Origin of the sequence: Streptomyces sp. CA-179760, from assembly GCF_050937045.1 — a bacterium.
In the GTDB taxonomy this organism is placed as follows: Bacteria; Actinomycetota; Actinomycetes; order Streptomycetales; family Streptomycetaceae; genus Streptomyces.
Genome location: NZ_JBNJLZ010000001.1, coordinates 7188099 through 7210458 on the forward strand (window position 1 = coordinate 7188099; position 22360 = coordinate 7210458).

Annotated in this window: 16 protein-coding genes and 2 pseudogenes; 11 read left to right on the plus strand and 7 right to left on the minus strand. The window is 70.2% G+C overall.

From position 1 onward, the window contains the following. Positions 1 to 364 precede the first annotated feature (364 nt). Positions 365 to 1906, plus strand: a complete 1542-nt coding sequence (locus ACQEV8_RS32740; protein ID WP_432967359.1) for an RNA polymerase sigma factor — start codon at positions 365 to 367, stop codon at positions 1904 to 1906. 149 nt (positions 1907 to 2055) lie between these two features. Further along, positions 2056 to 2892 (plus strand): S1 family serine peptidase, encoded by an 837-nt coding sequence (locus ACQEV8_RS32745; protein WP_432967362.1) that lies wholly within the window; start codon positions 2056 to 2058, stop codon positions 2890 to 2892. Positions 2893 to 3025: 133 nt separating this feature from the next. Here the strand turns inward: ACQEV8_RS32745 and ACQEV8_RS32750 are convergent, their stop codons facing one another. Beyond that, positions 3026 to 3256 carry a DUF7455 domain-containing protein gene (locus ACQEV8_RS32750; RefSeq protein ID WP_215118116.1) on the minus strand — a complete coding sequence of 77 codons (231 nt, stop codon included), beginning with the start codon at positions 3254 to 3256 and terminating at the stop codon, positions 3026 to 3028. 440 nt (positions 3257 to 3696) lie between these two features. Here ACQEV8_RS32750 and ACQEV8_RS32755 point away from each other — a divergent pair, with 440 nt between their 5' ends. The 4 genes and pseudogenes from ACQEV8_RS32755 to ACQEV8_RS32770 all read left to right on the plus strand — a co-directional run bounded on the left by ACQEV8_RS32755 (position 3697) and on the right by ACQEV8_RS32770 (position 8197). After that, complete coding sequence (locus tag ACQEV8_RS32755; protein WP_432967366.1) at positions 3697 to 5820, plus strand: DNA gyrase/topoisomerase IV subunit B; 2124 nt, start codon at positions 3697 to 3699, stop codon at positions 5818 to 5820. Between the two features lie 68 nt (positions 5821 to 5888). Next, a pseudogene (locus tag ACQEV8_RS32760) lies at positions 5889 to 5978 on the plus strand (DNA-binding response regulator); the annotation flags it as partial. Between the two features lie 69 nt (positions 5979 to 6047). Continuing rightward, positions 6048 to 6608 carry a DUF485 domain-containing protein gene (locus tag ACQEV8_RS32765; protein WP_432967369.1) on the plus strand — a complete coding sequence of 187 codons (561 nt, stop codon included), beginning with the start codon at positions 6048 to 6050 and terminating at the stop codon, positions 6606 to 6608. Next, on the plus strand, positions 6605 to 8197 hold the full coding sequence (locus tag ACQEV8_RS32770; protein ID WP_432967372.1) for a solute symporter family protein: 1593 nt from the start codon (positions 6605 to 6607) through the stop codon (positions 8195 to 8197). Before ACQEV8_RS32765 ends, ACQEV8_RS32770 begins: the two co-directional genes overlap by 4 nt. Positions 8198 to 8233: 36 nt before the next feature. Here ACQEV8_RS32770 and ACQEV8_RS32775 read toward each other — a convergent pair whose 3' ends face one another. The 4 genes from ACQEV8_RS32775 to ACQEV8_RS32790 form a co-directional block, all read right to left on the minus strand. After that, complete coding sequence (locus tag ACQEV8_RS32775) at positions 8234 to 8914, minus strand: response regulator (RefSeq protein ID WP_432967375.1); 681 nt, start codon at positions 8912 to 8914, stop codon at positions 8234 to 8236. Continuing rightward, a complete protein-coding gene (locus tag ACQEV8_RS32780; protein WP_432967378.1) occupies positions 8914 to 10584 on the minus strand; it encodes a sensor histidine kinase in 1671 nt (556 codons plus the stop codon). Before ACQEV8_RS32780 ends, ACQEV8_RS32775 begins: the two co-directional genes overlap by 1 nt. Positions 10585 to 10723: 139 nt before the next feature. Continuing rightward, a complete protein-coding gene (locus ACQEV8_RS32785) occupies positions 10724 to 11668 on the minus strand; it encodes a sucrase ferredoxin (protein ID WP_432967381.1) in 945 nt (314 codons plus the stop codon). 53 nt (positions 11669 to 11721) lie between these two features. After that, the gene (locus ACQEV8_RS32790) at positions 11722 to 12978 is read right to left on the minus strand and encodes a citrate synthase (RefSeq protein ID WP_432967384.1); all 1257 of its coding nucleotides are present in this window, start codon (positions 12976 to 12978) and stop codon (positions 11722 to 11724) included. A gap of 110 nt (positions 12979 to 13088) precedes the next feature. Here ACQEV8_RS32790 and ACQEV8_RS32795 point away from each other — a divergent pair, with 110 nt between their 5' ends. Together ACQEV8_RS32795 and ACQEV8_RS32800 are read left to right on the plus strand one after the other, a co-directional pair. Next, on the plus strand, positions 13089 to 14252 hold the full coding sequence (locus ACQEV8_RS32795; RefSeq protein WP_432967387.1) for a citrate synthase/methylcitrate synthase: 1164 nt from the start codon (positions 13089 to 13091) through the stop codon (positions 14250 to 14252). A 278-nt stretch (positions 14253 to 14530) separates the two neighbouring features. Further along, a complete protein-coding gene (locus ACQEV8_RS32800) occupies positions 14531 to 14770 on the plus strand; it encodes a hypothetical protein (protein ID WP_031105624.1) in 240 nt (79 codons plus the stop codon). 65 nt (positions 14771 to 14835) lie between these two features. On the opposite strand, the gene ACQEV8_RS32805 is transcribed toward ACQEV8_RS32800, so the two are convergent. Beyond that, positions 14836 to 15393: a DUF6082 family protein gene (locus ACQEV8_RS32805; protein ID WP_432967391.1), complete on the minus strand. Its 558-nt coding sequence runs from the start codon at positions 15391 to 15393 to the stop codon at positions 14836 to 14838. Positions 15394 to 15715: 322 nt separating this feature from the next. On the opposite strand from ACQEV8_RS32805, the gene ACQEV8_RS32810 reads away from it, so the two are divergent. After that, positions 15716 to 16780, plus strand: a complete 1065-nt coding sequence (locus ACQEV8_RS32810; RefSeq protein WP_432967394.1) for a CobW family GTP-binding protein — start codon at positions 15716 to 15718, stop codon at positions 16778 to 16780. 29 nt (positions 16781 to 16809) lie between these two features. Here ACQEV8_RS32810 and ACQEV8_RS32815 read toward each other — a convergent pair whose 3' ends face one another. Beyond that, on the minus strand, positions 16810 to 19266 hold the full coding sequence (locus tag ACQEV8_RS32815; protein ID WP_432967397.1) for a DNA gyrase/topoisomerase IV subunit A: 2457 nt from the start codon (positions 19264 to 19266) through the stop codon (positions 16810 to 16812). Positions 19267 to 19577: 311 nt separating this feature from the next. Between ACQEV8_RS32815 and ACQEV8_RS32820 the strand changes: the two genes are divergently transcribed. Next, complete coding sequence (locus tag ACQEV8_RS32820) at positions 19578 to 20954, plus strand: M16 family metallopeptidase (RefSeq protein ID WP_432973168.1); 1377 nt, start codon at positions 19578 to 19580, stop codon at positions 20952 to 20954. Further along, a pseudogene (locus ACQEV8_RS32825) lies at positions 20951 to 22338 on the plus strand (M16 family metallopeptidase). Before ACQEV8_RS32820 ends, ACQEV8_RS32825 begins: the two are co-directional and overlap by 4 nt. The last annotated feature ends 22 nt before the right edge of the window (positions 22339 to 22360 follow it).

The following is a 22360-nucleotide window of genomic DNA, read 5'->3' on the forward strand; positions in this document are numbered from 1 at the left end:
AACCGCCTCCCGTCGGGCCCCGCGGGATCTTCGCGATCCCGCGGGGCCCGACGGCGCGAAGGGGGTCGCCCATCCGCCGCGGCGGTAAAGTCGCGTCCAGGAGTGACAGTCTCTATCCGTATCTGACCGTTTTTATTCGCTTACGGGGTGTGACTCGGGCCACGCGGATTGGGCGTAACGCTCGCGGGAAGAACGCGATGACCTAAGAGGTGACAGCCGCGGAGGGAATACGGACGCCGTTCACGGCGCTGTGCATCTTCCCGGCCCCCGCCCGCGCCGTCGGCCCATCCCCAAGCCGGCGGTCGGCTCCTGTCCACTGTGGACGGGGCCGGAAGCCGTTTTCCAACGTTCCGAGAGGTTGTTCGTGTCGGCCAGCACATCCCGTACGCTCCCGCCGGAGATCGCCGAGTCCGTCTCTGTCATGGCGCTCATTGAGCGGGGAAAGGCTGAGGGGCAGATCGCCGGCGATGACGTGCGTCGGGCCTTCGAAGCTGACCAGATTCCGGCCACTCAGTGGAAGAACGTACTGCGCAGCCTCAACCAGATCCTCGAGGAAGAGGGTGTGACGCTGATGGTCAGTGCCGCAGAGCCCAAGCGCACCCGAAAGAGCGTCGCAGCGAAGAGTCCCGCCAAGCGCACCGCCACCAAGACGGTCGCGGCCAAGGCGGTGACCACCAGGAAGGCCACTGCCACCGCCACGCCGGCGGCGCCCGCAGCCGAGCCCGCCGCTGACGAAGAGGCGCCCGCCAAGAAGGCAGCAGCCAAGAAGACGACCGCCAAGAAGGCGGCCGCGAAGAAGACCGTCGCCAAGAAGACGGCGGCCAAGAAGACCAGCGCCAAGAAGGACGACGCCGAACTCCTCGAAGAGGAGGTGCTCGAGGAAGCAGCCCCCGGCAAGCCCGGCGAGGAGCCCGAGGGCACGCCGGAGAACGCGGGCTTCGTGCTGTCCGACGAGGACGAGGACGACGCGCCCGCCCAGCAGGTCGCCGCCGCCGGCGCCACCGCCGACCCGGTCAAGGACTACCTCAAGCAGATCGGCAAGGTCCCGCTGCTCAACGCCGAGCAGGAGGTCGAGCTCGCCAAGCGCATCGAGGCCGGTCTGTTCGCCGAGGACAAGCTGGCCAACGCCGACAAGCTCGCCCCCAAGCTCAAGCGCGAGCTGGAGATCATCGCCGAGGACGGCCGCCGCGCCAAGAACCACCTCCTGGAGGCCAACCTCCGTCTGGTGGTCTCTCTGGCCAAGCGCTACACCGGCCGCGGCATGCTCTTCCTGGACCTGATCCAGGAGGGCAACCTCGGTCTGATCCGCGCGGTCGAGAAGTTCGACTACACCAAGGGCTACAAGTTCTCCACGTACGCCACCTGGTGGATCCGTCAGGCGATCACCCGTGCCATGGCCGACCAGGCCCGCACCATCCGTATCCCGGTGCACATGGTCGAGGTCATCAACAAGCTCGCGCGCGTGCAGCGCCAGATGCTCCAGGACCTGGGCCGCGAGCCCACCCCGGAGGAACTGGCCAAGGAACTCGACATGACCCCCGAGAAGGTCATCGAGGTCCAGAAGTACGGCCGCGAGCCCATCTCGCTGCACACCCCGCTGGGCGAGGACGGCGACAGCGAGTTCGGTGACCTCATCGAGGACTCCGAGGCGGTCGTCCCGGCCGACGCGGTCAGCTTCACCCTCCTCCAGGAGCAGCTGCACTCCGTCCTGGACACGCTGTCCGAGCGAGAGGCGGGCGTCGTCTCCATGCGCTTCGGTCTCACCGACGGTCAGCCGAAGACCCTCGACGAGATCGGCAAGGTCTACGGCGTCACGCGCGAGCGGATCCGTCAGATCGAGTCCAAGACCATGTCGAAGCTGCGTCACCCGTCCCGTTCGCAGGTGCTGCGCGACTACCTCGACTAGTCGCCGGTCGTACGACGCGGAAGGCCCGGTTCCCTCAGGGGACCGGGCCTTCGCCTTGCCGTGTCTCTCCGTGTCTCTCCGCGGGTGCGGCGCGGCGCCGGGTGAATCACTCTGGGTGCTCAGTGAATACCACGGAGTGAGGAGTGTGTATGCGTCGTCGCCTTGCCCGGGCTCTGATCCGACCGCTGGTCCTGGCGGCCGCGGCATCCGCCATATCAGTGGCCTCCAGCGCCCCTGTGGCCGCCGACAGCGTGGTCATAGGTGGTTTCCCGGTCGATGTGTCCGAGAGTCCGTGGACGGTCGCCCTGTCCAGCCGTGACCGGTTCGGGGGTACGCGTGCGGGGCAGTTCTGTGGCGGTGTGGCGGTGGGGCGCAGCACGGTGCTCACCGCGGCCCATTGCCTGGACAAGGAGGTCTTGGGCGTGGCGCCGGAGCGCGTACGTGACCTCAAGGTCATAGCGGGACGCACGGACCTGCTCTCGGACCGCAGCGGCCGGGAGATCGCCGTCCGGCGGTCCTGGGTGAACCCGGCGTACGACGGTGTCAGCAACTTCGGGGACTACGCCGTACTCACTCTGGCCGATCCTCTGCCCGCGGGCTCGGTCATCGGTATGGCGGCCGACGGTGATCCCGCGTACGCGGTGGGCGGGGTTGCGACGGTGTACGGGTGGGGCGACACCTCCGGCGCCGGCGAGTACCCGAACAGTCTGCGTGCCGCGCGTGTGCGCGTGTTCTCCGACGAGCTGTGCGAGGACGCCTATCCGGGCGGATCCGACGGCACGTACGAAGCGGAGAGCATGCTGTGCGCGGGGGAGAAGGAAGGGGGCCGGGACGCCTGCCAGGGCGACAGCGGGGGGCCGCTGGTGGCCCGAGGGCGGGTGATCGGGCTGGTGTCCTGGGGGATCGGCTGCGGGCGGGCCGGCAGCCCCGGCGTGTACATGCGTGTGTCCGAGATCATGCGGACGCTCGGCTGGGCACGGGGGTGAGATGACTCGAAGGGCGTTCGGCGGGGCCTGGGCGGGCTTGCGGGGACGAGGACGGGCGGCTGCCTCTGCTCTTCAGAGGCAGCCGCCCGTTCACCGGCCTGTGCCGTGCTGGCTCGTCGTCGGACGCGAGGTCTCAGCGCTCTTCTTCGGAGGCGGTCGCGGGAACGGTCGTGAGCCGCTCCGTCTCGTCCTGTATCTCAGCGGCGATCTTCTTGAGTTCCGGCTCGAACTTGCGGCCGTGGTGGGCGCAGAAGAGCAGTTCTCCGCCGCTGAGCAGCACGACGCGCAGGTACGCCTGGGCGCCGCAGCGGTCGCAGCGATCAGCGGCCGTCAGGTGGCTCGCGGGGGTCAGAACAGTAGTCACGTCGCCTCTTCTCTAGCTCGACGAGCTGTCGTACCTGGGTCAACATCCAACCAGCCATAAAACGTTCCCGCTCGTGGCTTTTCCTCGAAAAAATCTTGCGAGGCGGCTGTCTGCTGCCGGTTGGCGGCGAATGTGCCGTATTGCGTGTCTATGTGCTTACGGGGCTTCGCGTTGTGTCGGTGGTCGGTCCTCCCGGCTGGGTTGCCGGTTGTTCATGAGGACGTGCCCGGAGCCTAAATGGTTCATGCCTGTAAGGGAACGTGATGTGTACTTCACTCCATCGAGGGATCGAACACGCATGCGAGCCTGGACTAGTCTGAGTCTCTGACGAGGGTGGCGTTACAACGGCTCTACCAGGCCTCGGTACCCTCTCACCGGTGACTGAAGCCGCGCCCTTACCCATGAGGGCCCCATCTGAAATTCAGCGAGGAGCGAACCGCGTGACCGCCGAAACGTCCGTGCCGTCCACAGCTCTGCTGGCAGGAGCAGACCGGGACGGTTCCAACTACACCGCGCGGCACCTGCTCGTCCTTGAGGGGCTCGAGGCCGTGCGCAAGCGCCCGGGCATGTATATCGGGTCGACCGACAGCCGCGGTCTCATGCATTGCCTCTGGGAGATCATCGACAACTCCGTCGACGAGGCCCTGGGCAACTACTGTGACCACATCGAGGTCATCCTCCAGGACGACGGATCCGTCGAGGTCCGGGACAACGGCCGAGGTATCCCGGTCGACGTCGAGCCCAAGACCGGCCTCTCCGGTGTCGAGGTCGTCATGACCAAGCTGCACGCCGGCGGCAAGTTCGGCGGCGGCTCGTACGCCGCCTCCGGCGGCCTGCACGGCGTCGGCGCCTCCGTGGTGAACGCCCTCTCCGCCCGCCTGGACATCGAGGTGGACCGCGGCGGGCACACCCACGCCATCAGCTTCCGGCGCGGCGTCCCGGGCGCTTTCGCCGGGAACGGCCCGGACGCCAAATTCGAGGCCAAGGGCGGGCTGCGCAAGGCCAGGAAGATCCCGAAGAGCCGCACCGGCACGCGCGTGCGGTACTGGGTCGACCGCCAGATCTTCCTCAAGGACGCCAAGCTAGCCCTGGAGACGCTGCACCAGCGCGCCCGCCAGACCGCGTTCCTGGTGCCCGGCCTGACCATCGTCGTACGCGACGAGTACGGGCTCGGCGAGGGCGGAAGCAAGGGTGAGGAGTCCTTCCGCTTCGACGGCGGAATCAGCGAGTTCTGCGAGTACCTGGCGAACGACAAGCCGGTCTGCGACATCCTCCGCTTCTCCGGACAGGGCTCCTTCAAGGAGACGGTCCCCGTCCTGGACGACCACGGCCAGATGACGCCCACCGAGGTCACTCGCGAACTCGGCGTCGACGTCGCGCTGCGCTGGGGCACGGGCTATGACACGACGCTCAAGTCGTTCGTGAACATCATTGCCACGCCCAAGGGCGGTACCCACGTCGCCGGTTTCGAGCAGGCCGTCGCCAAGACGATGAACGAGGTGCTGCGCACCAAGAAGCTCCTGCGCGTCGCCGAGGACGACGTCGTCAAGGACGACGCCCTGGAGGGCCTCACGGCAGTCGTCACCGTGCGCCTCGCCGAGCCCCAGTTCGAGGGCCAGACCAAGGAGGTGCTCGGCACCTCGGCGGCCCGCCGGATCGTGAACAACGTGGTCACCAAGGAGCTCAAGGCGTTCCTGACCTCCACGAAGCGGGACGCCGCACAGCAGGCCAGGGTCGTGCTGGAGAAGGCCGTCGCCGCGGCCCGTACGCGCATCGCCGCGCGCCAGCACAAGGACGCGCAGCGGCGCAAGACGGCCCTGGAGTCCTCCTCGCTGCCGGCCAAGCTCGCCGACTGCCGCAGCGACGACGTCGACCGCAGTGAACTGTTCATCGTCGAGGGCGACTCCGCGCTCGGTACGGCGAAGCTCGCGCGGAACTCCGAGTTCCAGGCGCTGCTGCCGATCCGGGGCAAGATCCTCAACGTCCAGAAGTCATCCGTGACGGACATGCTGAAGAACGCCGAGTGCGGTGCGATCATCCAGGTCATAGGAGCCGGATCGGGCCGGACCTTCGACATCGACACGGCTCGCTACGGCAAGATCATCATGATGACCGACGCCGACGTCGACGGCTCGCACATCCGCACCCTGCTCCTGACCTTGTTCCACCGCTACATGCGGCCCATGGTCGAGGCCGGCCGGGTCTTCGCGGCGGTGCCGCCGTTGCACCGCATCGAGATCGTCCAGCCGAAGAAGGGCCAGGACAAGTACGTCTACACGTACTCGGACCGGGAACTGCGCGACAAGCTCATGGAGTTCCAGAGCAAGGGCATCCGCTACAAGGACTCGATCCAGCGCTACAAGGGTCTCGGCGAGATGGATGCCGACCAGCTGGCCGAGACGACCATGGACCCGCGCCACCGCACCCTGCGCCGTATCAATCTCACCGACCTGGAGTCGGCCGAGCAGGTCTTCGATCTGCTGATGGGCAACGACGTGGCACCGCGCAAGGAGTTCATCTCCAACTCGGCGGCGACGCTGGACCGGTCGCGGATCGATGCGTAGCCGCTGCGCCGGGCTGTAGCCGGGCAGGCGGGGTGTCGCCGGCCGGGCGTCGGCGGCGCCCGGCCGGCAGCCTCTTCGCCGAGGCGGCGGTCAAGGACCGTGCCCAGGCGGTGCGGTACGCCCATGGAAGGGGCCTCGTGCGGCCACCAGCGGGTTGAGTCACCTGAAGGGGTGAAGAGAGCGAGGAAGAAGAGTCGGGGATCTTCCCGTTCTGTCCATCCTTGGGCATGCAGCCAAGCAAGGGCCGTCCCCGTGACAGCGGGGCCGGTCAGGACAGTTGGGTCGAGTCTCTCGACGCTCATGACCCGGGCCCGGCCGAGGAGGCCGGGCATCTCAGGTATGACGACCCCTGGTACGACGCCCTCGCCTCAGGCTGGGGCGAGTCGGCCGGTGCCGGGGTGCCCGCTCCGGCGGTGGTGCCGTCCGCGCGAGGGGAGGGCGAGACCGGGGCCGCGCCGGCCGAGGTGTACCTGGAGGTGCAGCGCAGCGCCGCGTTTCGGGAGGTGCGGCGGCGGTACCGGAGGTTCGTGGTGCCGGCCTTCGTGGCCTTCTTCGCCTGGTACGTGGGCTACGTCGTGGCCGCCACGACCGCGCCGGAGCTGATGGCCCGGCCGGTGGCGGGAGCGGTGAACGTGGCGATGGCCGCGGGGCTCGGGCAGTTCCTGACCACGTTCCTGCTCACCTGGGCGTACGCCCGGCACGCGCGGCTGCGCAGGGACCGGGCGGCGCTCGAACTGCGCTGGGACACACAGGAACTGACGCGCGGCGCGAACGGCGGTGTCTCGTGACGGGAGCACACCAGACGCTGGCGCTGCTGCTGTTCAGCGCGTTCGTCGCGGTCACGCTGGCGATCACGACGTGGGTGAGCCGTAAACGGCGTGGTTCGGCGGAGGAGTTCTACGCGGGCGGGCGGCTCTTCTCACCGATGGAGAATGGTTTTGCCCTCGCCGGTGACTACATGTCGGCTGCCTCCTTCCTGGGGGTCACCGGGCTCATCGCGCTGTTCGGCTACGACGGGCTGCTCTATGTCGTCGGGTTCCTCGTGGCCTGGCTGGTGGTGCTGTTCCTTGTCGCCGAACTGGTGCGCAACTGCGGCCGGTTCACGCTCGCCGACGTCGTGGCGGCGCGGATGAGGGAGCGGCCGGTGCGGATCGCGGCGGGAACCTCCTCGGTCACCGTGTCCGTTCTGTACCTGGTGGCGCAGATTGTCGGCGCGGGCAGCCTGGTGGCGCTGTTGCTGGGAGGCACGAGCGAGGCGGCGCGGTCCTGGACCGTCATCGGTGTCGGGGCTCTCATGGTGATCTATGTGTCGTTGGGAGGAATGCGGGCGACCACGTGGATCCAGATCGTCAAGGCCGTTCTGCTGCTCGGCGGCACCATCGCGCTGACGGTGCTCGTCCTGATGCGCTTCCACGGCGACCTGGACCGGCTGCTGCTCACGGCGGCCGAGCGCAGCGGTCACGGGGCGGCGTTCCTGGCGCCCGGGCTGAAGTACGGCGGGGACTGGACCGCTCGCTTCGACTTCATCAGTCTGGGACTGGCCCTGGTGCTGGGTACGGCCGGGCTGCCGCACATCCTGTCCCGCTTCTACACGGTGCCCACCGCGCGCGCCGCGCGCCGCTCCGTCGTCTGGGCCGTCGGACTGATCGGCGGCTTCTACCTGATGACGATCGTGCTCGGCTTCGGCGCCGCCGCCATCGTCGGGCCGGACGCCGTACGCGGGTCGAACGCGGCCGGGAACACGGCGGTTCCGCTGCTCGCGCTCGATCTGGGCGGCGGTGCCGGATCCACGGGAGGAACGGTGCTCTTCGCGATCGTCGCCGCGGTCGCGTTCGCCACCATCCTCGCCGTGGTCGCCGGGATCACGCTCGCGTCCTCGGCCTCGGTGGCCCACGACCTGTACGCGTCCTTGCGGCGCCGGGGCGGCAAGCCGCGCAGCGAGGTGGCGGTGGCCCGCGTCGCGGCCGTCGGAGTGGGCGTGCTGGCGATCGCCCTCGGCTTGCTGGCGCGGGACCTCAACGTGGCGTTCCTTGTGGGTCTCGCCTTCGCCGTCGCCGCGTCGGCGAACCTCCCGGTGCTGCTCTACTCCCTGTTCTGGCGCGGCTTCACGACACGCGGCGCCGTGTGGGCCGTCTACGGCGGCCTCGTTCCGGCCGTGGTGCTCGTGGTGCTGTCACCTGTGGTCTCGGGCAGTCCGGACTCGCTGTTGCCGGGCGTCGACCTCCAGTACTTCCCGTTGCAGAACCCGGGCCTGGTCTCGATCCCGCTGGGCTTCCTCGCGGGCTGGCTGGGCACGGTCACCTCGGCGGACGCCCCGGACGAGGCCAAGCACGCCGAGACCGAGGTGCGGTCGCTGACCGGGGCGGGAGCAGCGTAGGGCAGCAGCCTTCCCGCGGTGCTGCTCACTGCTCTGCTAGGCGCGGGTCGCCCACACGTAACGGTGTTCCGGGCGGCCCGCGTCCCCGTACTTGAGGGTCAGTCTGGCCCGTCCCGTGCGCTCCAGGAGCTTCAGATAGCGCTGGGCGGTCTGGCGGCTCACTCCGGTGCGCTCGGCGATCTCCTGGGCGGACAGGGGCCCGTCGGCGTGCATCAGGGACTGCCGGACCAGCTCCGCGGTGGTGGGGGAGTGCCCCTTGGGCAGATCGGGCTCCGAGGGGGTCGACAGCGCCCCGAAGATGCGGTCCACCTCCGCCTGCTCGGCCTCCCCGCCGCCGTCGAGGGTGCGGCGCAGCTCCGCGTACGCCTCCAGCTTGGCGCGCAGGCCGGCGAAGGCGAACGGCTTGACCAGGTACTGCAGCGCGCCCTGCCGCATCGCCGCCTGCACGGTGGACACGTCCCGGGCCGCCGTCACCATGATCACGTCGGTCTGGTGGCCGCGCCGCCGCATCTCCTGGACGACCGCCAGCCCCGTCTCGTCAGGCAGGTAGTGGTCCAGGAGCACCAGGTCCAGCCGGGGCAGCGCCTCCAGCTGGAGCAGCGCCTCGGCGGCGCTGTGGGCCTCGCCGGCTACATGGAAGCCCGGCACCTTCTCGACATAGGCGGCGTTGACCCGCGCGACTCTGGTGTCGTCGTCCACGACCAGGACCTCGATCATCACGACTCCTTCTTGGCGGTCTGCGGAGCTGACGGCGCGGTCAGGGCCGGTGCGGGGCCCGGCTCGGTTAGCGCCTCGGGCAGGACGACGGTGAACTCCGCACCCCCGCCGTAGGACTCGTCGACGGTCGCGCTGCCCCCCTGCCGCTCGGCGAGCCTACGCACCAGGGAGAGGCCGATGCCCCGCTCGCGGTGCGCCGGCGGCTTCTTCGTGGACCATCCGGCGGTGAAGATCAACTCCCGGTGCTCCGGTGGGATTCCCGGGCCGGTGTCGCGCACCCGGAGAATTGCCGTACGCCCTTCGGCGCGCAGCTCGACCTCCACGCGCGCGTGCGGCTTGCCCGCCACGGCGTCGAGGGCGTTGTCCACCAGGTTGCCGACGACGGTCACAAGCCCCTGGGGGTCGATCAGCCGGTCGGGCAGCCGGGTCCGGTCCGACACGCCAAGGGCGACGCCACGCTCGGCCGCCACTGTCGCCTTGCCCACCAGCAGCGCGGCGAGCAGCGGGTCTGCGATCCGCTCGGTGACCTGCTCCGCGGTGGCCCGGTGGTCACCGACGACCTCGCCGACGAACTCGACGGCGTCGTCGTACATCTCCAGTTCGAGCAGCCCCAGGAGCGTGTGCATACGGTTGGCGTGTTCGTGGTCCTGGGCGCGCAGGGCGTCGATCAGGCCACGGGTGGAGTCGAGTTCGCGGCCCAGTTGCTCCAGCTCGGTGCGGTCGCGCAGGGTGGCCACGGCGCCGCCGTCGTCGGTGGGCATGCGGTTGGCGACCAGCACGCGCTGGCCGCGCACGGTGAGCAGGTCCGTGCCGGTCACGCGCCCGGCCAGTACATCGGCCGTGCGGCCCCCGCCCAGCGCCTCGTCGGGGGAACTCCCCACCGCCGCGTCACCGATGCTCAGCAGCCGCTGCGCCTCGTCGTTGAGGAGCCGGATGCGGCCGGTGCGGTCCAGGGCGACGACGCCCTCCCGGATGCCGTGCAGCATCGCCTCGCGTTCCGACAGGAGCGCCGCGATGTCGGAGAAGGCCAGGTCCCGGGTCTGCCTGTGGACCCGCCGGGAGATGAGCCACGCGGCCAGCGCACCGACGGCCAGCGCGCCGCCGGCGTACGCGAGCAGCCCCGGGATCGCATGGATCAGCCGGGCCCGGACGCTGTCGTAGGCGATGCCGACCGAGACGGCACCGACGACGGAGCCGTCGCTGTCGCGCAGCGGCACCTTGCCCCGGGCGGAGCGGCCCAGGGTGCCGCTGTCGATCTCCATGACCTCCTTGCCGGCCAGGGCCTGGCCGGGGTCGGTCGAGACGATGCCGCCGATCTGCTTCTTGTCGGTGTGCGACCAGCGCACACCGCGCCAGTCCATGACCACGACGTACTCGGCCTGGGTGGCCTTGCGGATCCGCTCCGCCTCCCGCTGCACCGGCCCGTTCGGGGAGGGCGGGGTGTCCCTCAGGTCCTGTGCGAGATCCGGCTGCTGGGCTGTCGTCTGCGCGATCGCGAGGGCGCGGCGCATCGCCTGGTCGTCCAGCTGGTTGCTCAGAGGCGCGAGGAACAGCCCGGTCGCGAGGACCGCGACTCCCGCGGCGATCGCCACCTGCATCAGCAGCACCTGCGAGAACACCCGCCGTGGGAGGCCGAGGCGCAGGCGGCGGGCGGGGGGAGTGGGGCTCATACCCAAGACGGTACGTGCGGCTGGCTACCTGCCGTAACGGGTGTGGCGTGGATCTCTTGATCAATGCTTGCGAAGGCGACGGCGAGCGAAGGCGACATCAATGGTTGACGAGGACGGCGCCGCCATGGACACCGACCGGTCAGCTCGCCAGTGCCGTCGTCACCCTCATCTCGCTAACCGCCACGACGTCCATCCGCGCGGGCGAACCGAGGACGGACGCCCCGCAGCTCTCCGGGCGGGGCGGCAGGGCCGCACCCTGGGCCACCTCGACCTGCCAGCGGCGCCCGTCGGTGTGGGCGACGGTCACCTCCCAGCGCGGGGCCGCGCCGGACGTCCGTACGACGCTCAGCGCCTCCGCCGCGTACTCGCCTGTCCGGGTGCGTACAGCGAGCTCCGCTGCCTGACCGGGCCGTTCCCAGGCCGAGCTGCCACGGCAGCCCTCCACGACGATCCGCCCCTCCCTGGCGCTGTGCAGGACCTCCTTGAGGGTGTGGGCCTCGGCCCGGCCGTACGCGTATCCGTACGGCAGCACGAGCACGGTCGGGGAGAAGCGGTGACCACCCAGATGGGTGACCTCCCAGACGCCCTTGGCCCCTGACGTGGCGAGCTCGGCCGCGAGGGGCCGGCCCAGGAGGGCGCAGCAGCGGTCCCGCTTGCCGTTGGTGCAGACGAGGGCGAGCGGATCACCGTCGTGGGGCCGGCCGCCGAGCGCCGCGTCGAACGTGTGGTGCTCGCCCCGGCCCAGCGCGGCGAAGTCGAGATCGAGCAGTGACTCGGGGTCCGAGGTCGTGGCGCCGTGCAGCCACACGTTTCCGGGCACGGTGTGGGCCGCGTACACCCGGCGCGAGGCGGGCATACGGCGGTCCGCGTGGCGCCCGGGGCGGCGGATGAGGGCGATCCGTAGGCCCGTGTCCTTCGCGGCCGTCTCCAGGGCACGGCCCAGCGCGGGGTCCAGGTGGCTCGAGGTGAGCGCCTTGGCACCCCACGGACCGGGCTGTTCCAGCAACAGCCAGGTCCTCGCGGTGGCGGCGGTTGCCGAAACGGGCTCGTCGAAGTCCCGGGAGACGCTCGTGCACGTACTCACACAGGTGAGCCTAACCTGAGTTGGCGCGCGGCGGCGGCCGGGCCCGCCCTGCCCTACTCCGGCAGTGGCTGAGGCGGCTTCGGACCCGCGTAGAGACCGCTCGGACGCATGCGCAGGGGGCGTTCGCCGTACTCCTCCAGCGCGTGAGCGATCCAGCCCGCCGTACGGGCCACGGCGAAGATCGTCTCGCCGGCTGTCGAGGGCATGCCGCAGGACGCGGTGAGCACGGCGAGCGCCAGGTCGACGTTGGCGTGCAGCGGGGCATGGCGGGCCGTGGTGTCGACGATGTCGCGGGCCGCGAGCAGGGCGGGCTCCGCGCACGGGATCTGTTCCAGGAAGGTGAACAGGGCACGCGCGCGTGGGTCCTCGCCGGGGTAGAGCCGGTGGCCGAGTCCCGGGATACGGCGGCCGGCGCGCAGTTCGTCCGCGATCACGGGCGCCGCGTCGCCCTGGTCGAGCACGTCGAGGAGCAGCCGGTGGGCGAGCCCGCTGGCCGCGCCGTGCAGCGGGCCCTCGATCACGCCCAGTCCCGCGGAGACAGCCGCGTAGGCGTGGGCACGGGCCGACGCGGCGACACGCACGGCGAGCGTGGAGGCGGCAAGGTCGTGGTCGACGAGCAGGGCGAGAGCGGCGTCCAGGGCGCGCAGCGACGCCTCGTCGGCGTCCCGCCCGGTCAGCCGGGTCCACAGGCGGTGTGCCAGGGGGCCCTCGTCGCGGCGGTCGTGTCTCACGGGTGGCAGCGCGGCGACGAGCGTGGGAATGAGCGTGCGCGCCGTGCCGAGCACGGCCTCCTCGGACAGGTCGAACCGCAGCGGGTCGGCGGTCGCGGCGGCGATCGTCGCTACGCGCAGCAGATCGGTGGGCGCGGCGTGTTCGGGCAGTGCGTCGACGGCGCGGCGGGCCACGGCGACGGAGGCGGGGGGCGCGGTGAACGTGCCGCCCCGGTGCATCCGGCCCGTCCACAGCCACTCGGCGACCTCCTCGTAGGTGTGCCGTGCGGCCAGGTCCACCGCGTCGACACCGCGGAAGCAGTAGCGGTCGCTCTCGATGAGCGTGATGCGGGTCCGCACGGACAGCTCGCCGCCGGATCCGGAACTGCCCGCGCCCTCCCGCCTGTTGCGCCGGGCGAGCGCCTCGACCTCCCCGGCGTCGAAGGTGCTGCCCCGGCCGCCGGTCACCCGTCGGCTGCTGAGCTGACCTCGGCTCACGTACGCGTACACGGTCTCCGGCTTCACGCCGAGCAGCTCGGCGGCCTCCTTGGTGCTCAGCCGCCTGTCCGCGTCGCGGGGAGCGGGTTCTTGATCGCGCATGGGGGTCACCGTATCCGCCTAGCGGTCCATTGAGTGATGTATTGATTGGATCAATATTGACATGGCTTGAGTCAATCATGGACAGTCGAATCAAGTCCAGGGAGGAAGACATGTCCGTCAACAGGTCCGCAACCACTCTTCTCGACGTGCCACGGGGGCTCGCCGGGGTCGTTGTCACCGACACCCGGATCGGTGACGTCCGCGGCCTCGAGGGCTTCTACCACTACCGGCAGTATTCGGCCGTCGACCTCGCGCGGACCCGCGGCTTCGAGGACGTCTGGCACCTGCTCGTGCACGGCGAACTGCCGGACGCCGGGCGGAGGGCGGCCTTCGCGGCCGAGACCGCCGCGCTGCGGCGGCTCCCCGACGAGGTGTGGGCCGCCCTGCCGGCCATAGCGGCGGCCGGCGGGCGCTCCGGCCCGCTCGCCGGGATGCGTACGGCGCTGTCGCTGCTGGGTGCGGCGAAGGGGTTCCGTCCCGTGTACGACGTCGACGCCGAGCAGCGCCTGCGGGACACGCTCGAGGCGGCCGCCGCCGTACCCACGCTGCTCACCGCGCTGCACCGGCTGGAGCAGGGGCTCGAGCCCGTGGAGCCGCGCGAGGACCTGTCGTACGCGGCGAACTACCTCTACATGCTGACCGGCTCGGTACCGACCGAGCAGCATGCGCGGGCGATCGAGCAATATCTGATCTCAACCATTGATCACGGATTCAATGCGTCAACCTTCACGGCCCGGGTCATCGCGTCGACCGGTGCGGATGTGGCCGCGTGCCTCGCCGGTGCGGTGGCGGCGCTGTCCGGGCCGCTGCACGGAGGTGCGCCCAGCCGTGCGCTGGACACCCTGGACGCGATCGGCACCCCGGACCGGATCGACCCCTGGGTGCGTCAGCGGGTGCTCGCCGGGGATCGCATCATGGGCTTCGGGCACGCGATCTACCGCACGGAGGACCCGCGGTCCCGGATGCTGCGCGAGGTCGCCCAGGCGTTCGGCGGGCCGCGCGTGGACTTCGCCGTGGAGGTCGAGCGTCACGTCGAGGCGATCCTGGCGGAGCTGAAGCCCGGCCGTGAGCTCCACACCAACGTCGAGTACTACGCGGGGGTCGTCATGGAACTGTGCGGTCTGCCCCGGGAGATGTTCACTCCGACCTTCGCCGCGGCGCGAGCGGTGGGCTGGAGCGCCAACATCCTGGAACAGGCGGAGGACACGAAGATCATCAGGCCGGTGGCGCGGTATGTGGGGCCAACGGCGCCCGAGTCGGTGCCGACTGTCTGATCGGTGCCGACTGCATAAACAGTCATAAATGCCTCAAACGGGCTGATGATCGATTCTTCACTGCCTTCCATCACTCTTGCGGATGTTCTCCGGGAACGTGAGTGGCCCCACCCTCGCGGGTGATAAAACAGGGCCGCAAAGATGCCTTGCGTCCTTGGGGCGCGGGGGCGGACTGTGCGCGTGCCGCACGGCGATCAAGGCTTGGGCCTGCGAGGATGCCACCGCTCGCGCGGCCGCGGGCGCATGCGCTTGTGCCTTGAGAACAGAGGAATGCAACAGTGAGTCAGATCATCCGCCGCCTTGGTGTCGCTCCCCGCTATCGAGGCAGTACCGGTGGCGGGACATGTCCCGACATCTTCGAATTGGCCGACGGGAACTTCGCGGTCATCGGCACGGATGTCACTGACTCCCTCGACACTCAACTGCCCGACGACGCCGGACGCGCCGACTACGAACGCATCGTCGTCATCACCCGGGAGACCCTGGTCAAGGCGAAGAAGGACATCCCCGACGCCTGACGATGTCGTGGTCGTGAAGGAGCCGGCCCGGCTCGGCGCGGTGCCGTGCGGGTCGGCTCCTCCCGTCATGGGCCGGTGGGAGGCTCACCGACCACCCACCACTCATCGGTGTCCGCTTCATCGAGTTGCAGGAGCAGGTCGTCGACGAGCCGGCCGAGTTCCGCCTCCTCGGTGCCCGTGAGACTCGCGCGCTGTTGCTGGGTCGCGTACCAGTATTCCCTGACGATCGGGTTCTGGAAGATGCCCCGGACGTGCTTGAAGAACTCGTCCCTTCCCATGTTGCCGATGCGGTAGTAGCAGAGCAGGTTGGTGTACAGCGCGTTGGCGAAGAGGTACTGCCGGCGCCGCTCAGGGGTGACGGGCCGCTCGAAGATGTCCAGGACCTCGGCGAGTTCGGGATCGTCGATCGCCTTGCTCAGCAGCTCCCAGTGCTGCCGCTGCTGCCTGGCCAGATTGGAGCGCTGCTGTGTACGGGCGTGCCGTTCCAGCTGGTCCAGGCGTTCGTGCAGCGTGTCCATCGCCTGCTTCTGTGCCGCCATGGCGACGAGAGCGCCGGCCACCATGCCGAGTCCGGCCGCGGCGGCTGAGCGCAGTCCCTGTATGCCAATATTCCGTGTGGCCATGTCAACCCCCGAGTCAGGCGGCCGTCCGCCGGTCGTCGGGATGCGGGTCGACTGGAGGGGACCGGCGAGCAGTGGGCGGCGCTTGCCGTCTCCCCAGAGTGCCGAGCGGCTCTGATCGGCGGGGAGGCGGAGAGGCGGCGCACGGAGGGAAGCGAGGGTCGCACGATCCGGCGCCTTGCCGAACGTCTGCCCCGCAAGTGCAGCTAACAATCGTTCACTTCGGCGTGATTCCTGCGGCTCGTATCCTGGTTCGGCATTCATTCTTCGTCCCTGTGCCGAGAACGCGAGCCGGTGCACGCGTCGGCGTGAGAGAGGTCGCACGGTGAGCCAGCCGAGCCCGAGCCCGAGTCAGCGGCAGATCCCGGTCGTGATCCTGGCCGGATTCCTCGGATCCGGAAAGACCACGCTGCTCAATCATCTCCTCCACCGCAGCGGAGGCAGCCGGATCGGCGCGGTCGTCAATGACTTCGGGGCCATTGAGATCGACGCGATGGCCGTCGCGGGCGCGCTCGGCGATTCGACCGTCTCGCTCGGCAACGGATGCCTGTGCTGCGCCGTCGACGCCGGCGAACTGGATCTCTATCTCGAGCGGCTCACGGAGCCGTCCCTGGGCATCGACGTCATCGTCATCGAGGCCAGCGGTCTCGCCGAGCCGCAGGAACTCGTGCGGATGGTGCTCGCGAGCGAGGATCCGGGGATCGTGTACGGCGGGCTCGTCGAGGTCGTCGACGCCGCCGAGTTCGACGACACCCGGGCCAGGCATCCCGAGATCGACCGGCATCTCGCGCTGGCCGACCTCGTCGTGGTCAACAAGGCCGACCGGGTGGCCGACGGTGAGCGCGTCCTCAGGCTGGTCCGGTCCCTGGCCGACCGCGCGGCCGTCGTCCCGGCCACCTACGGCCGGATCGACCCCGAGTTCCTCTTCGACTGCCGGCCGAGCGAGGAACGTATCGGGCAGCTGTCCTTCGACGACCTGCACGAGACCGGCGCGGACGGCCATGCCGGGCATCTGCACAGTGCGTACGACAGCCTGCCGTTCGTCTCCCGGGAGCCCCTCGACCCACGCCGGTTGATGAAGTTCCTCGACAGCAGGCCCGAGGGGCTGTACCGGATCAAGGGGTACGTCGACTTCGGGCCCCACGACGTCCAGAACCGCTACGCCGTCCACGCCGTCGGGCGGTTCCTGCGCTTCTACCCGGAGCCCTGGCCGGCCGGCGACGAACACCTCTCCCAGCTGGTCCTCATCGGCTCCGGCATCGACACCGCCGCCCTCGGCAAGCAGCTCGATGCGTGCCGGAGTGAGGCCCCACACGCCGATGAGCACGGCATGTGGGGCGTACTGCGATACGTACCGGGCACCGAGGAGGATCTCGCGGAGCCTGCCTAGGTGAGCTGTCCGGACCTTCCGGAGTCCGCCTAGACCGGCCCCGCCACCACCCACACGGTCTTCGCCAGGGAAACCCCCGAGCCGTCCCGCCGCGGGTCGATCTCCGGAAGGTCGACCGGAGTGCCGTTCTTCTGTGCCGCGAGGGCAGGGACCGGGCCCGCCCAGGCCAGGGACAGGCAGTCCTCGCCCTTCAGGAACCGCTGGCAGCGGACGCCGCCCGTGGCGCGGCCCTTGCGCGGGTACTGGTCGAACGGGGTCAGCTTGGCCGTCGTCTGGACGGAGTCGTCCAGCGTGCCGCGCGAGCCCGCGACGGTGAAGACGACGGCGTCCGTCGCCGGATCCACCGCGGTGAAGGAAATGACCTTCGCGCCCTCCGTGAGCTTGATGCCCGCCATGCCGCCCGCCGCGCGGCCCTGGGCGCGGACCTGCGCGGCCGGGTAGCGCAGCAGCTGGGCGTCGTCGGAGATGAAGATCAGATCCTCGTCGCCGGTCCGCAGTTCCACCGCGCCGACGATCCGGTCGCCCTCCTTGAGGGTGATCACCTCGAGCTCTTCCTTGTGGGACGGATAGTCCGGCACCACGCGCTTGACCACGCCCTGCGCGGTGCCGATCGCCAGGCCCGGCGACGACTCGTCCAGGGTCGTCAGACAGATCACCGTCTCGTCGTCCTCCAGGGAGACGAACTCCGCCAGCGGGGCGCCCCCCGCGAGGTTCGGCGTCGACATCGACTCGGGGAGCTGGGGCAGGTCGATCACGTTCAGCCGCAGCAGCCGGCCCGTCGAGGTGACCGCGCCCACCTCGCCACGGGCGGTGGCCGGCACCGCCGAGACGATCACGTCGTGCTTCACGCGCGCGGCGCCGGTGCCCTCTTCGAACGGCTCGCCGTTCGCCGTACGGGCCAGCAGACCCGTGGAGGACAGCAGCACCTGGCACGGGTCGTCGGCCACCTGGAGCGGTACGGTCGCGACCGGAGCACCGTTCGACTCCAGCAGGTCCGTGCGCCGGTCGGTTCCGAACTTCTTGGCGACGGTCGCCAGTTCGGAGGAGACCAGCTTGCGCAGCTCGGCGTCCGAGTCGAGGATCCGGGTCAGTTCCTCGATCTCCGCGTTGAGCCGGTCCTTCTCCGCCTCCAGCTCGATGCGGTCGAACTTGGTGAGACGGCGCAGCGGTGTGTCGAGGATGTACTGCGTCTGCACCTCGCTCAGCGAGAACTGCTCCATCAGGCGCTGCTTCGCCTGCGCGGAGTTCTCGCTGGAGCGGATGAGGCGGATGACCTCGTCGATGTCCAGCAGGGCCGTCAGCAGGCCCTCGACCAGGTGCAGCCGGTCGCGCTTCTTGCCGCGGCGGAACTCCGAACGCCGCCGTACGACGGTGAAGCGGTGGTCGAGGTAGACCTCCAGGAGCTCCTTGAGGCCCAGTGTGAGCGGCTGGCCGTCGACCAGGGCCACGTTGTTGATGCCGAAGGACTCCTCCATCGGCGTCAGCTTGTACAGCTGCTCCAGGACCGCCTCCGGCACGAAGCCGTTCTTGATCTCGATGACCAGGCGCAGGCCGTGCTGGCGGTCGGTGAGGTCCTTGACGTCGGCGATGCCCTGGAGCTTCTTCGAGCCGACCAGGTCCTTGATCTTGGCGATCACCTTCTCCGGGCCGACCGTGAAGGGCAGCTGGGTGACGACGAGGCCCTTGCGGCGGGCCGTCACGGGCTCCACGGCGACGGTCGCCCGCATCTTGAACGTGCCGCGGCCCGTCTCGTACGCGTCCCGGATGCCGGGCAGTCCGACGATGCGGCCGCCGGTGGGCAGGTCCGGGCCCGGGACGTGCTTCATCAGGGCGTCGAGATCCGCGTTCGGGTACCGGATCAGGTGGCGGGCGGCCGAGATGACCTCGCGCAGATTGTGCGGCGGCATGTTCGTGGCCATGCCGACCGCGATGCCCGAGGCGCCGTTGACCAGGAGGTTCGGGAAGGCGGCGGGCAGGGCCACCGGCTCCTGCTCCTGGCCGTCGTAGTTGGGGTTGAAGTCGACGGTGTCCTCGTCGATGGAGTCCGTCATCAGGCTCGTCGCCTCGGCCATCCGGCACTCGGTGTACCGCATGGCGGCCGGCGGGTCGTCGTTGCCCAGCGAGCCGAAGTTGCCGTGGCCGTCGACCAGGGGGACGCGCATCGAGAAGGGCTGGGCCATGCGCACGAGGGCGTCGTAGATCGACGCGTCGCCGTGCGGGTGCAGCTTACCCATCACCTCGCCGACGACCCGGGCGCACTTGACGTACCCGCGCTCGGGACGCAGGCCCATCTCGCTCATCTGGTAGACGATGCGGCGGTGCACCGGCTTGAGGCCGTCGCGTGCGTCCGGCAGGGCGCGGGAGTAGATGACCGAGTACGCGTACTCGAGGAAGGAGCCCTGCATCTCGTCGACGACGTCGATGTCGAGGATCCTCTCCTCGTACGAGTCCTCGGGCGGCGGGGTCTTCGTGCTGCGGCGGGCCATCGCTGCCGGCTCCTCCTGTTTGCTGGTCGCTCGCCTGCGGGGCGTTCATTCGGCCCTTCGGCTCGCTCTTGCCTCTGCGATCCGGATCTGACGCCGACCATTGTGGACCGCCGCACTGACAACCGGGACCAGGACCCGGTCTCTGACGTCCGTCACGCCGTCCGGGCCGGCACAGCGGGTCACTCGATCTCGCTCTCCGCGTACGCGGCCGGGAACTTCACCAGCGCTCCGCACGCTTGCATACAGTGGCAGGACCGGCAGGAATCCGCGGTCGGAACGACCGCACCGCGATCGAAGGGACGTACATGCCCATGGGTCACACGGCCACAGCCCAGGCAGGCTCCGGGGGCCTGACAGCGACCGAGCACCGCCTGGCCAACGGCCTGCGCGTGGTGCTCTCCGAGGACCACCTGACCCCGGTCGCGGCGGTGTGCCTCTGGTACGACGTCGGCTCGCGCCACGAAGTCAAGGGGCGTACCGGCCTGGCTCACCTTTTCGAGCATCTGATGTTCCAGGGCTCCGCCCAGGTGAAGGGCAACGGCCACTTCGAGTTCGTCCAGGGCGCGGGCGGCTCGCTGAACGGCACCACCAGCTTCGAGCGCACCAACTATTTCGAGACCATGCCCACCCACCAGCTGGAGCTCGCCCTCTGGCTGGAGGCCGACCGCATGGGCTCCCTGCTGACCGCCCTCGACGACGAGTCGATGGAGAACCAGCGCGACGTCGTCAAGAACGAGCGCCGCCAGCGCTACGACAACGTGCCCTACGGCACCGCCTTCGAGAAGCTGACCGCCCTCGCCTACCCGGAGGGCCACCCCTACCACCACACCCCGATCGGCTCGATGGCCGACCTGGACGCGGCGACCCTGGAGGACGCGCGCGCGTTCTTCCGGACCTACTACGCGCCGAACAACGCCGTGCTCTCCGTGGTCGGCGACATCGACCCGGAGCAGACCCTGGCCTGGATCGAGAAGTACTTCGGCTCCATCCCCGGCCACGACGGCAAGCACCCGCCCCGGGACGGCTCGCTGCCGGAGACCATCGGCGAGCAGCTGCGCGAGGTCGTCGAGGAGGAGGTCCCGGCGCGCGCCCTGATGGCCGCCTACCGGCTGCCGCACGACGGCACACGCGCGTGCGACGCGGCCGACCTGGCCCTCACCGTCCTCGGCGGCGGCGAGTCCTCTCGTCTCTACAACCGCCTCGTACGACGGGACCGTACGGCCGTGGCCGCCGGCTTCGGCCTGCTGCGGCTCGCCGGGGCACCCTCCCTGGGCTGGCTGGACGTGAAGACGTCCGGTGACGTGGAGGTGCCGGTCATCGAGACCGCCATCGACGAGGAGCTCGCCCGGTTCGCCGAGGAGGGCCCCACGGCCGAGGAGATGGAGCGCGCCCAGGCCCAGTTGGAGCGCGAGTGGCTGGACCGGCTCGGCACGGTCTCCGGACGGGCCGACGAACTGTGCCGGTACGCCGTGCTGTTCGGCGACCCGCAGCTCGCCCTGACCGCCGTGCAGCGCGTCCTGGAGGTCACGGCGGAGGAGGTCAAGGAGGTCGCCAAGGCCCGTCTGCGGCCCGACAACCGCGCGGTGCTCGTCTACGAGCCCGTCGCCGACGAGACCGGCGAGGACGCCGACAGCATCGAGGACACCGCGGCCGCGGCCACGGACGAGAACGAGGAGGCGGCCAAGTGACCGAGCTCGCCACGATGGACTTCCACCCGCAGCCGCAGGCGGGCGACGCCAAGCCGTGGGCCTTCCCGGCCCCCGAGCGCGGCACGCTCGACAACGGCCTCACGGTGCTGCGCTGCCACCGCCCCGGCCAGCAGGTCGTCGCCGTGGAGGTGCTGCTGGACGCCCCCCTGGACGCCGAGCCGGCCGGCCTCGACGGGGTCGCCACGATCATGGCCCGGGCCTTCTCCGAGGGCACCGACAAGCACTCCGCCGAGGACTTCGCCGCCGAGCTGGAGCGTGCCGGCGCCACCCTCGACGCGCACGCCGACCACCCGGGCGTCCGGCTGAGCCTGGAGGTGCCGGCCTCCCGGCTCGCCAAGGGACTCCACCTGATCGCTGACGCCCTCAGGGCGCCCGCGTTCGCGGACAGCGAGGTCGAGCGGCTGGTCAACAACCGCCTCGACGAGATCCCGCACGAGCTGGCCAACCCCGCCCGCCGTGCCGCCAAGGAGCTCTCCAAGGAGCTGTTCCCGGCGGGCTCGCGCATGTCGCGGCCCCGGCAGGGCACCGAGGAGACGGTCGCCGCGATCGACTCCGCGGCCGTACGCGGCTACTACGAGAAGCACGTCCGCCCCGCGACGGCCACCGCCGTGGTCGTCGGCGACCTCACCGGCATCGACCTCGACGCGCTGCTCGGCGACACGCTGGGCGCCTGGACCGGCTCCTCGGCCGAGCCGCGGCCGGTGCCGCCGGTGACCGCCGACGACACGGGCCGGGTCGTCATCGTGGACCGTCCGGGCGCCGTCCAGACGCAGCTGCTGATCGGCCGGATCGGCTCGGACCGGCACGACCGCGTCTGGCCCGCCCAGGTGCTCGGCACGTACTGCCTCGGTGGCACCCTCACCTCCCGCCTGGACCGCGTCCTGCGCGAGGAGAAGGGCTACACCTACGGCGTGCGGGCGTTCGCCCAGGTCCTCAGGTCCGCCCCGGACGGGACCGGTGCCGCGATGCTCGCCATCAGCGGCTCCGTGGACACCCCCAACACCGGCCCCGCGCTCGATGACCTCTGGACGGTGCTGCGCACCCTCGCCGCCGAGGGGCTGACCGACGCCGAGCGGGACGTCGCCGTGCAGAACCTGGTCGGCGTGGCGCCGCTGAAGTACGAGACGGCGGCGGCCGTCGCGAGCACGCTGGCGGACCAGGTCGAGCAGCACCTGCCCGACGACTTCCAGGCCGCGCTGTACCGGCAACTCGCCGCGACCGGCACGGTGGAGGCCACCGCGGCGGCCGTCAGCGCCTTCCCGGGGACCGTCTGGTGACCGTCCTCGTCGGTGACGCGGCGCAGATCAAGGGCCCCGTGGAGGCCCTCGGCATCGGCGAAGTCGCCGTCGTCGCCGCCGAGTAGCGGGAGGAGAGCGGCGCGCGCG